Here is an 11984-nt window from a genome sequence, read left to right as displayed (position 1 = left end):
GTGTTTGGTAGGCGAAGAGGTCTGGAAAGGCCCGCCAGAGCAGGTAAAAGCCCTGTAACCGAAAGCAAACACTCTCCGAGACGGATCCTGAGTACGGCGGGACACGAGAAACCCCGTCGGAATCCGGCAGGACCATCTGCCAAGGCTAAATACTCCCTGGTGACCGATAGTGAAGCAGTACCGTGAGGGAAAGGTGAAAAGCACCGCGGAAGCGGAGTGAAAAAGAACCTGAAACCGTGCGCTTACAAAAAGTCAGAGCCCGTTAAATGGGTGATGGCGTGCCTTTTGTAGAATGAACCGGCGAGTTACGATCACGTGCAAGGTTAAGTCGGGAAGACGGAGCCGTAGCGAAAGCGAGTCTGAATAGGGCGAATAAGTACGTGGTCGTAGACCCGAAACCGTGTGATCTACCCCTGTCCAGGGTGAAGGTGCGGTAACACGCACTGGAGGCCCGAACCCACGCATGTTGAAAAATGCGGGGATGAGGTGGGGGTAGCGGAGAAATTCCAATCGAACTCGGAGATAGCTGGTTCTCCCCGAAATAGCTTTAGGGCTAGCCTCGAGGAATGAGCGTCGTGGAGGTAGAGCACTGATTGGGTGCGGGGCCCGCCAAGGGTTACCAAGTCCAGTCAAACTCCGAATGCCATAGACGTGCTACTCGGGAGTCAGACAGTGAGTGCTAAGATCCATTGTCAAGAGGGAAACAGCCCAGATCATCAGCTAAGGTCCCCAAGTGTGTGTTAAGTGGGAAAGGATGTGGAGTTGCAAAGACAACCAGGATGTTGGCTTAGAAGCAGCCATCATTTAAAGAGTGCGTAATAGCTCACTGGTCGAGTGACTCTGCGCCGAAAATGTAACGGGGCTAAACACACCACCGAAGCTATGACATGTACCATTAGGTACTTGGGTAGGGGAGCGTTGAATACGGATTGAAGTTGGACCGTGAGGACTGGTGGACTGTATTCAAGTGAGAATGCCGGTATGAGTAACGAAAAGACAAGTGAGAATCTTGTCCGCCGAAAGCCTAAGGGTTCCTGAGGAAGGCTCGTCCTCTCAGGGTAAGTCGGGACCTAACGCGAGGCCGAAAGGCGTAGTGGATGGACAACAGGTTGAAATTCCTGTACCACCGAAGATCGTTTGAGCAATGGGGTGACACAGAAGGGCAGTGACGCGGACTGATGGAATAGTCCGTCCAAGCAGTGAGGCTGATCGATAGGCAAATCCGTCGATCATAAGGCTGGGCTGTGATGAGGAGCGAAAATTGCAGTAGCGAAGGTCATGTACTCCGGCTGTCAAGAAAAGCCTCTAGTGAGATCTAGGTGCCCGTACCGCAAACCGACACAGGTAGGCGAGCAGAGCATGCTAAGGCGCGCGGAAGAACTCTCGTTAAGGAACTCGGCAAAATGACCCCGTAACTTCGGGAGAAGGGGTGCCTCGGTAGGGTGAATAGCCCGAGGGGGCCGCAGTGAAAAGGCCCAAGCGACTGTTTAGCAAAAACACAGGTCTGTGCGAAGCCGTAAGGCGAAGTATACGGGCTGACGCCTGCCCGGTGCTGGAAGGTTAAGGGGAGCGGTTAGGGGTAACCCGAAGCTGTGAACCGAAGCCCCAGTAAACGGCGGCCGTAACTATAACGGTCCTAAGGTAGCGAAATTCCTTGTCAGGTAAATTCTGACCCGCACGAATGGCGTAACGACTTGGGCGCTGTCTCAACGAGAGATCCGGTGAAATTTTAATACCTGTGAAGATGCAGGTTACCCGCGACAAGACGGAAAGACCCCATGGAGCTTTACTGTAACTTGATATTGAACTTTGGTACGATCTGTACAGGATAGGTGGGAGCCTTTGAAGCATGAGCGCCAGCTTGTGTGGAGGCAACGTTGGGATACCACCCTGATCGTATCGGAGTTCTAACCTAGAACCGTGAAACCGGTTCGGGGACCGTGTCAGGTGGACAGTTTGACTGGGGCGGTCGCCTCCTAAAATGTAACGGAGGCGCCCAAAGGTTCCCTCAGAATGGTTGGAAATCATTCGAAGAGTGCAAAGGCATAAGGGAGCTTGACTGCGAGACCTACAAGTCGAGCAGGTACGAAAGTAGGGCTTAGTGATCCGGTGGTACCGAATGGAAGGGCCATCGCTCAACGGATAAAAGCTACCCTGGGGATAACAGGCTTATCTCCCCCAAGAGTCCACATCGACGGGGAGGTTTGGCACCTCGATGTCGGCTCATCGCATCCTGGGGCTGAAGTAGGTCCCAAGGGTTGGGCTGTTCGCCCATTAAAGCGGTACGCGAGCTGGGTTCAGAACGTCGTGAGACAGTTCGGTCCCTATCTGTCGCGGGCGCAGGAAATTTGAGAGGAGCTGTCCTTAGTACGAGAGGACCGGGATGGACGTACCGCTGGTGTACCAGTTGTTCCGCCAGGAGCACCGCTGGGTAGCCAAGTACGGACGGGATAAGCGCTGAAAGCATCTAAGCGTGAAGCCCCCCTCAAGATGAGATTTCCCAGTATGTAAGACCCCTTGAAGACGACGAGGTTGATAGGTTCGGGGTGGAAGCACAGCAATGTGTGTAGCTGACGAATACTAATCGGTCGAGGGCTTATCCTAAACACGTTTACTGTGACCCATACATCCGGTAGACAGCAGCATAAAGGCTTCAGCAAGCCTAATCTTTCGTATCCAGTTTTCAGGGCGTAAACACCTTGAAGGACTTTGGTTGGATCTTTTCTGAGGAAACTCAGGACTGCATTTCAACGAAAAATCCAGTTTGGTGGCGATGGCGGAGGTGAACCACGCGTTCCCATACCGAACACGACCGTTAAGCCCTTCAGCGCCGATGGTACTTAGACCGCAGGGTCTTGGGAGAGTAGGACGTCGCCAAGCACGAGAGACCTATCGCATAATATGCGATAGGTTTTTTGTTGTTTTTGTATGCAGAAAATGAGCGTTAATCATATAAATGAATCCGGCTATGTATAAACAGCATGCAAGCGTACCAAGCTAATGGAAAATCAATTTTACCGAGCACTTGACCTTTTGCTGAAATTGCATATAATAAAATCAAGGTCAAAGAAAGTCAAAGTCAGTTGTCCGAATATTCGGTGTATATTCTGATTTGATCGCAAGACCTCATTAATACCTATGTTTCAACTTTAGTTTTATTGGTTATTTCTCAGGGAGGTTGGTGGTTTGCGTAACATTTCCGATCTCATCGAACAGTACTTGAAGCTTATGCTTCAAGAAAGTCCAGAGGGCGCAGTAGAAATTCAACGCAATGACCTGGCTGACAAATTTTCTTGTGTACCGTCGCAAATCAACTATGTAATTAGTACTCGATTTACCATGGAGAAAGGATACATGGTTGAAAGTAAGCGCGGCGGCGGAGGCTATATCCGAATACAACGGATTGAGCTTCCTGCATTAAAGGCGATTCAATTCCACATCGAAGAAACGGTTGGAGAATGTGTCGATCAAGGTGCAGCGGAAGGGCTTATTTATCAGCTTGAGGAAGCAAGACTTATCTCTAAGCGTGAAGGAAATCTGCTCCGTGCGGCTGTGCATCGCGATACCATTGCACTGAAGCTGCCGCTAAGGGATGAAATTCGGGCAAGGTTGTTAAGGTCCATGCTTATCTCATTGCTGGTTAAATAAAGACAAACCGTTTATACCGGGAGGAGGGATCAGGCTTGTTTTGCCAAGATTGCGGTAAAAAACCGGCTACGCTTCATTTCACAAAAATCATTAATGGCGAGAAGACCGAATTTCATATTTGTGAAAGCTGTGCTCGTGAGAAAGGCGAAGGCATTCCAGGCGCGCCGAATAGCTTTTCTATTCATAGCTTACTATCGGGACTTCTTGATTTCGAACAGCTTGGCGGGTCGACGATTACCGGCATTAAGCAGCCAGCGCTGCGCTGCGAGGAATGTGGTCTGACCTATACACAGTTTAGCAAAATCGGTCGATTCGGCTGCAGCTCTTGTTATCAGTCGTTCGAAGGTAAGCTTGATCCACTTCTCAAACGTATTCACAGCAGCACCGTACACAGCGGTAAAATCCCCAAGCGCTCAGGCGGGCAAATCCAGTGCAAGCGCGAGATTGAACAGCTGAGGCGGGATTTGCAGGAGAAGATTGATCAAGAGGAATTTGAAAGCGCGGCAGAGCTGCGTGATCGAATACGTGAATTAGAGCGCAAAATGGCAGACCTGTAGGCTGGCATAGAAGGAGTGAAGGAACCTCTTGACTAAGCATCGATTCTCACAGCATGCGCTCAGCGAATGGATGAAGGACGCAGGTCCTGAATCTGAAATTGTCATTAGCAGCAGAGTGCGAGTAGCCCGAAATTTACGTCATCAGCCTTTTCCATTACTTGCAACAAATCAGCAATCTAAGGATGTCATGGATCAGCTGACTGAAGTTAGCCAGAGCGGCAAGCTGCAGTCTATTGGATCATTTGAGACCATTATTTTGTCAGATTTAAGCGAGCTTGATAAAAGGGTGCTTGTTGAAAAGCATTTAATCAGTCCCAATTTAGCGAACGAATCGCGATGCGGGGCCGTTATTTTAAGCGATAATGAATCTGTTAGCATAATGATTAACGAAGAAGATCATTTGCGCATTCAATGTCTGTATCCAGGTTTCCAAATCCAGGAGGCATGGGCATTGGCCAGCGGAATTGACGATATTTTTGAAGAGTCGGCTGATTATGCATTTGATGAGAAACGCGGTTATTTGACGACATGTCCAACGAATGTGGGCACAGGCATAAGGGCATCCGTCATGATGCATTTGCCGGCACTCGTTTTAACGTCTCAAATCAATCGGATATTGTCAGCTGTTACACAGGTAGGCTTGGCGGTAAGAGGCTTGTACGGCGAAGGCAGTGAAGCGCTTGGGAATTTATTTCAGGTGTCTAACCAAATTACGCTGGGGCAATCCGAGAATGAAATTATTGAAAATCTTTATGGTGTTGCAAGACAAATCATCGAGCATGAGAAAGCGGCACGCAAGCGTCTTATGCATGAGTCGCGGCTGAGGACAGAGGATCGCGTGAAGCGCTCATACGGTATTTTAGCATATGCTTCAATTATGGATTCCAAGGAAGCTGCGCAGCGGTTGTCAGATGTGCGGCTTGGTGCAGACCTTGGCATTTTATCAGATGTAACGCCACAAGTGTTGAATGAACTTTTGGTCATGACTCAGCCTGGATTTTTGCAACAAACCTTCGACGAGAAGATGAGTCCAGAGCAGAGAGATTTCAGGAGAGCAGAACTCATACGCAAGCAATTGCGTGGTGAAAAAGGCCATGGGGGTGCGTAAATATGATGTTTGGAAGATTCACGGAGCGAGCACAGAAGGTGCTTGCATTGGCGCAAGAAGAAGCGGTTCGTCTCGGACATAACAATATTGGTACGGAGCATATTTTGCTAGGCCTTATTCGCGAAGGGGAAGGAATAGCGGCTAAAGCATTAATTGGACTAGGACTTGGGCTTGAGAAGATTCAAGACGAAGTTGAGGCGTTGATTGGTCGCGGTCAAGAGCAGCCTAACAACATTGCATATACGCCACGCGCGAAAAAAGTAATTGAGCTTTCGATGGATGAAGCAAGAAAGCTTGGACATACGTACGTTGGCACAGAGCATATTTTGCTTGGTCTCATCCGTGAAGGAGAAGGCGTTGCAGCACGTGTGCTCAACAATCTTGGCATTAGCTTAAATAAGGCTCGTCAACAAGTCCTTCAGCTTCTTGGCAGCAGTGAAGCAGTCTCAAGCAATCACGGTTCTCCAGCGAATGTTAGCACGCCTACGCTCGATGGACTTGCAAGAGATTTAACTGCTTATGCGAAGGAAGGAAATCTGGATCCTGTGATCGGCCGGAGCAAAGAAATTGAGCGTGTAATTCAAGTGCTTAGCCGCCGTACGAAGAACAATCCAGTACTAATTGGGGAACCGGGCGTCGGTAAAACAGCAATTGCCGAAGGTCTCGCGCAGAAGATTATCGAGAATGAAATTCCCGAAACTTTGCGTGATAAGCGTGTCATGACGCTGGATATGGGCTCCGTAGTAGCAGGTACAAAGTACCGTGGTGAGTTTGAAGATCGACTGAAGAAAATCATGGATGAGATCCGCCAAGCGGGCAATATTATTCTATTCATCGATGAGCTTCATACGTTGATTGGTGCAGGCGGAGCAGAGGGTGCAATCGATGCATCTAATATTTTGAAGCCTGCATTAGCACGCGGTGAACTGCAATGTATCGGTGCAACTACTCTTGATGAATACCGCAAATATATTGAAAAAGATGCTGCGCTTGAGCGTCGTTTCCAACCTATAACGGTAGATCAGCCATCTCCAGAAGAAGCGATTCAAATTTTGTACGGTTTACGCGATCGTTATGAAGCTCATCACCGTGTGAAAATTACGGATGAAGCAATCGTGCAAGCAGTTAAATTATCGGATCGTTATATTCCGGATCGGTTCTTGCCAGATAAAGCGATTGACCTTATTGATGAAGCCGGTTCAAAGGTACGCTTGCATTCTTACACAGTGCCGCCAAACTTGAAGCAGCTTGAAAACCGTTTGGAAGATATCCGCAAGGAGAAGGATGCAGCGGTTCAAAGCCAAGAATTCGAGAAAGCGGCAGCGCTTCGCGATACGGAGCAAAAAATTCGCGAAGAGCTTGATATTACCAAAAACCAGTGGAAAGAAAAACAAGGCCGTACTGATTCTGAAGTGACACCAGAGGATATTGCTCAGGTTGTAGCTAGCTGGACGGGTATTCCTGTTAGCAAGCTGGCTGAAGAAGAGACGGAAAGACTTCTGAAAATGGAAGATATTCTTCATGACCGGATCATTGGTCAAGATGATGCAGTGAAGTCGGTATCCAGAGCGATTCGTCGTGCACGTGCCGGCTTGAAAGATCCGAAGCGTCCAATTGGCTCATTCATTTTCTTAGGTCCAACGGGTGTTGGTAAAACGGAGCTCGCCAGAGCGCTTGCAGAAGCGATGTTCGGAGATGAAAATGCGGTTATCCGTATCGACATGTCGGAATATATGGAGAAGCATTCGACATCTCGTCTAGTCGGAGCGCCTCCTGGTTATGTAGGTTATGAAGAAGGCGGACAGTTGACCGAGAAAGTTCGCCGCAAGCCATATTCCGTTGTGTTGTTAGATGAAATTGAGAAAGCTCACCCTGAAGTATTTAACATATTGCTGCAGGTGCTGGAGGATGGTCGCTTGACTGATTCCAAAGGCCGCGTTGTCGATTTCCGCAACACACTGATTATTATGACTTCTAACGTTGGAGCGGATCAAATCAAGCGCAATTCCTCGCTCGGCTTCACAGCCGTACAGGATGCGGGCCGCGACTTCCAGCAAATGAAGGATAAAGTGCTTAGCGAGCTTAAGAAAAGCTTCCGTCCGGAGTTCTTGAACCGTATCGATGAAAGCATCGTGTTCCATTCGCTTGGCGAGGAGCATATTGCTCAAATCGTAACACTCATGTCGGATGAGCTTCGCAAGCGTCTGCGTGAGCAGGAAGTTGACTTCATCTTGACGGATGCAGCAAAAAGCTTCCTAGCGAAGGAAGGCTATGATCCACAATATGGAGCTCGTCCGCTTCGCCGGGCAATCCAAAAACATATCGAAGACCGTTTGTCCGAAGATTTGTTGATGGGTAAAATCCAAAAAGGCGATACGTTCACAATCGATGAAAAGGATGGCGGTCTAACCGTTACCAAATCGATTTCCGAACAGGAGCCAGAAGAATCCACGACAAAATAAGCATGATATTAAACTGTCCCGCAATCAGAAAAGCTGTTTGCGGGACAGTTTTTATTATCACAATAAATTGACAATGATAATCATTATCGTATAATAAGACTATAGCGTTACATAGAATGGAGGAACAACGATGATAGTTGTCACCAATACGATAAAAGTAAAAAAAGGCCACGGGGAGACGGTGGCGAGTAGATTTCAAAATTCCAAAGGCATAGATTTATCGCCTGGTTTTGTGCGCATGGAAGTGTTGTTAACGGAAGGCTTAGAAGAATATGATGAGCTTAAAGTAAGCACGACTTGGGAAACCAAAGCTTCCTTTGAGGGCTGGGTGAACAGCGATTCTTTTCGGCAAGCGCACGCTCATAGAGGCGGGGGGCAACAGGGCGAGGCAGGCCAGCAAACCGAAAGCGTGATGCTCGGCTCACAATTGACAACGCATCGCGTGTTAGTTGCTCGGCAAGCTGGAATTGAGCTTAAGCAGCATTAATGCTATTTATTTATCATTTGGAGCTCCAATAAATATGCTGCGTTGTGACTAATCTTTCGCTCTCTTATCCACTGTGGATAACGAGGGCGTTTTTTATGTTGTATTTATAGAAAAAGGCTTTGGGGATATGTTGATGAGTTGTGGATAATGTTGATAACTTGTTCGTAATTCTGTGGATAACAATGAAAAGACGTGAAATGGATAAGCTTAGCTGTGGGAAACGAATAATAAGTAGGTTATCTCCTTTTTTTCATTAACAATGTGGGTTTATACATGGAGGATAAAATGGTAAACTTTATGTAGTGTGATTTTAAGCACAATCGCTAGGGCTGGCATCATTCATTTACGCTGGTTCATAACGTTTAAGGAGTACAGAATGGCCAAAATAAAATCAAAATTTGTTTGTACGGAATGTGGTACAGAATCGCCAAAATGGCTGGGGAAATGTCCCGGTTGCCACGCTTGGAATTCGATGGTGGAAGAGAAAGAAACCGTTGTGAAAACGAAGGGCGTCGGATTGTCGTCGTTTCATGCGAAAGAAAAGCCGCAGTCCATCATACATATAGAAAGTGGGCAAGAGCCTCGTATAGAAACAAGGATGCTTGAGCTTAATCGAGTGCTCGGCGGAGGTGTTGTTCCAGGCTCGCTAATTCTTGTCGGCGGAGATCCCGGAATCGGAAAATCAACGCTGTTGCTGCAAACGTCTCATGCGCTTGCGGTGAAGGGGTTGAAGGTGCTCTATATTTCTGGGGAGGAGTCCGTGCGGCAAACGAGATTAAGGGCAGATCGACTTGGTGCGCTGACGGAATCGCTTTACGTACTATGCGAAACCAATATGGAGCAAATTAACGATGCCATAGAATCAGTCCAGCCGGATTTTCTCGTTATTGACTCCATTCAAACCGTCTACGATCCAAATGTTCAATCGGCTCCCGGGAGTGTATCGCAGGTACGTGAATGCACGGCCCACTTTATGCGTGTGGCCAAAATTAAAGGAATTGCGACGGTGCTCGTCGGCCATGTTACGAAGGAAGGCGCGATTGCGGGGCCAAGGCTTCTAGAGCATATGGTGGATTGTGTTCTTTATTTTGAAGGGGAGCGCCATCATACGTACAGAATTTTAAGGGCAGTCAAAAACCGCTTTGGCTCGACGAACGAGATTGGAATTTTTGAAATGGGCGAGGATGGACTGCGAGAGGTTTCGAATCCTTCTGAGCTGTTTTTATCCGAGCGTCCGCTTGGTGTATCAGGGTCAACCGTAGTTGCAAGCATGGAAGGCACAAGGCCTGTGCTTGTTGAGCTTCAGGCGCTCGTGGCCACAACTAATTTTCCATCCCCGCGCAGAATGTCAACGGGTATCGACCATAACCGAATGGCGCTCATTATTGCGGTGTTGGAGAAACGGAACGGCATGTTTCTACAAACACAGGATGCTTACTTGAACGTAGCTGGCGGAGTTAAGCTTGATGAGCCGGCAGTCGATCTAGCTGCTGCGGTCAGTATAGCCTCCAGTTTTCGCGATGCGCCAACGAAGCCGTATGACGTTATATTTGGTGAGGTAGGATTGACGGGAGAAGTGCGTGCGGTATCGCGTGCTGAGCAAAGGGTGAAGGAAGCAGAGAAACTAGGTTTTAAACGTGTCATTATGCCAGAGAAAAGTTTAAAAGGGTGGAAACCGCCCGCAGGCATAGAAATTATTGGCGTATCTACAGTGTCGGAAGCACTTAAGGCAGCGCTTGGATAGGGGGGCAGATGATGAAGGAACCTACACAGCTTGAAATTATGAATCAATTATTGCAATTAGTCGCACCAGGCACCCCTTTTCGGGATGGGCTTGAAAATGTGCTTCGGGCGAAAACGGGGGCGTTGCTGGTTGTTGGCTACAGCCCGGAAGTAATGGAAGTCGTAGACGGAGGTTTTTCCATTAATTGCGACTTCTCGCCTAACTATTTGTATGAGCTTGCAAAAATGGACGGAGCTATTATTTTGAGCGAGGATATGCGCCGAATTTTGTATGCGAATACGCAGCTTATACCAAATAGCTCCATTCCGTCGATCGAAACGGGAATTCGGCACCGTACAGCTGAGCGGGTTGCAAAGCAGACAGGCAAGCTTGTTGTATCCATCTCGCAGCGTCGTAATATTATTACTTTGTATCAAGGCAATCTGCGTTATTCGCTGAAGGACATGGGTGTTATTTTGACGAAGGCCAACCAAGCGATTCAAACGCTCGAGAAATATAAAGCGGTGCTTAGCCAATCCTTTACGAATCTTTCAGCGCTTGAATTCGAAGAGCTCGTTACTCTGCAGGAAGTAGCACATGTTATTCAACGTGTTGAAATGGTGCTGCGCATCAAGATGGAGATCAAGCGTTATGTAAATGAGCTTGGAACGGAAGGCCGGCTCATCAGCATGCAAATGGATGAGCTCGTTGGTGGAGTAGAAGAGGATGCTTGGTACTTACTTAAGGATTATGCCAAAGAAAATTCGGATGAGAAAATACGGGAAATTCGGGCAGGCCTGAAGAAGCTGAGCTCGGATGAGCTGCTTGATGCGCCGCCAATCATCCGTTTGATCGGTTATCCACATACGAGCAACATGAACGATGAATCCGTGTCACCGCGCGGTTATCGACTGCTGAATAAAATTCCAAGATTGCCGCTCATTATTATGAACAATCTGATTGAAAACTTCGGTCGATTGCCTCATATTCTGATGGCGACAATTGAAGAATTGGATGAGGTTGAAGGTATTGGCGAGGTACGGGCACGTGCGATTAAGGAAGGTCTAAAGCGGATACAAGAGCAGATGTTCATTGACAGGCAAATTTAAATCCCATACAATGAATTGAATGTGGTCCTGTAACGTGGAGATACATTCGTTAAGGGTTTTGGGGCATAGTAGAGAAGAGGTGGAAAAGATGATCACAAAATCGATACCGAGCCTTCTCACGGTGGGGAACTTATTCCTAGGAGTAATCGCCATCATTCTTGTATTCAATGAAAAACCAGATACTGCGGCTATGATGGTGTTAATCGCCATGCTGCTTGATGGTGTTGACGGACGCGTTGCTCGGGCGCTGAACGTTCAAAGTGAATTCGGTAAGGAGCTGGACTCATTATCCGATGTGATTTCGTTTGGCGTAGCTCCAGCATTTATTATGTATGTAGTTGCTTTTCAAGATCTTAATCCAGCCTTGGCTTGGATCGTAACGGCATTGTTCCCGATTTGCGGGGCACTGCGGCTTGCTCGTTTCAATGTAATATCAAGTGCGCCAGGTTATTTTATCGGTCTTCCGATACCGGCGGCTGGCGGAGTGTTAGCGACATTAGCTTTATTTCAAAATGACATTTATGTATCCGTGTTGCTTGCAAGCACAGTAGTGCTTTCCATTCTTATGGTTAGTACGATTAAATATCCGAATTTCAAAAAGGTCGGTATTCCTAAGAGCGCAGTATGGGTTGTCCCTATTGTTATTGTTGTATCTGTCGTATTAGGTCTATTGTTCAAAAATGACTTATCCAAAATTTTGTTTGTACCGCTGCTTCTATATGCGCTGTACGGCCTAAAAAAAAACGTTGATCGCCGTTTGCCCAAGCGAAACCGCAAGCGGAAGAAACGTGATGAAAACGCAGAAGACCCTGTTCAAACGGAAAAGCCGGCTTGATCAAAGCAGAAATATTGAATGTAAAATAGCGTTTCAAGCACAGAATTTTGTGCTT

The 11984-nt window shown here is 47.6% G+C and carries 8 protein-coding genes and 2 rRNA genes (1 of these 10 cut by a window edge); all 10 read left to right on the top strand.

Translation table 11 applies throughout. From position 1 onward, the window contains the following. Positions 1–2604: ribosomal RNA gene (locus AC0VYE_RS31540) — 23S ribosomal RNA — on the top strand (it extends 328 nt beyond the left edge of the window). 159 nt (positions 2605–2763) lie between these two features. After that, a 5S ribosomal RNA gene (gene rrf, locus AC0VYE_RS31535) occupies positions 2764–2880 on the top strand. Positions 2881–3186: 306 nt separating this feature from the next. Further along, positions 3187–3648 carry a CtsR family transcriptional regulator gene (locus tag AC0VYE_RS31530; protein ID WP_054025359.1) on the top strand — a complete coding sequence of 154 codons (462 nt, stop codon included), beginning with the start codon at positions 3187–3189 and terminating at the stop codon, positions 3646–3648. 35 nt (positions 3649–3683) lie between these two features. After that, positions 3684–4205, top strand: coding sequence for a UvrB/UvrC motif-containing protein (locus AC0VYE_RS31525; protein WP_076271458.1), 522 nt, complete (start codon positions 3684–3686; stop codon positions 4203–4205). Positions 4206–4233: 28 nt separating this feature from the next. Beyond that, complete coding sequence (locus AC0VYE_RS31520) at positions 4234–5313, top strand: protein arginine kinase (RefSeq protein WP_076271457.1); 1080 nt, start codon at positions 4234–4236, stop codon at positions 5311–5313. 2 nt (positions 5314–5315) lie between these two features. Then, positions 5316–7775: an ATP-dependent protease ATP-binding subunit ClpC gene (clpC, locus tag AC0VYE_RS31515; protein ID WP_076271456.1), complete on the top strand. Its 2460-nt coding sequence runs from the start codon at positions 5316–5318 to the stop codon at positions 7773–7775. Between the two features lie 130 nt (positions 7776–7905). After that, positions 7906–8262 (top strand): antibiotic biosynthesis monooxygenase, encoded by a 357-nt coding sequence (locus AC0VYE_RS31510; protein WP_076271455.1) that lies wholly within the window; start codon positions 7906–7908, stop codon positions 8260–8262. Positions 8263–8638: 376 nt separating this feature from the next. Next, on the top strand, positions 8639–10006 hold the full coding sequence (gene radA / locus AC0VYE_RS31505) for a DNA repair protein RadA (protein ID WP_076271454.1): 1368 nt from the start codon (positions 8639–8641) through the stop codon (positions 10004–10006). Positions 10007–10017: 11 nt separating this feature from the next. Further along, positions 10018–11094: a DNA integrity scanning diadenylate cyclase DisA gene (gene disA, locus AC0VYE_RS31500; RefSeq protein WP_076271453.1), complete on the top strand. Its 1077-nt coding sequence runs from the start codon at positions 10018–10020 to the stop codon at positions 11092–11094. 88 nt (positions 11095–11182) lie between these two features. Next, entirely contained in the window at positions 11183–11929 is a 747-nt protein-coding gene (pssA, locus tag AC0VYE_RS31495; RefSeq protein ID WP_076271452.1) for a CDP-diacylglycerol--serine O-phosphatidyltransferase, read from the top strand. The last annotated feature ends 55 nt before the right edge of the window (positions 11930–11984 follow it).

The organism is Pristimantibacillus sp. Z349TD_6 (assembly GCF_056173205.1).
The sequence above is the reverse complement of the archived record's forward strand: the minus strand, read 5'-3'. Positions and strand labels throughout refer to the sequence as shown.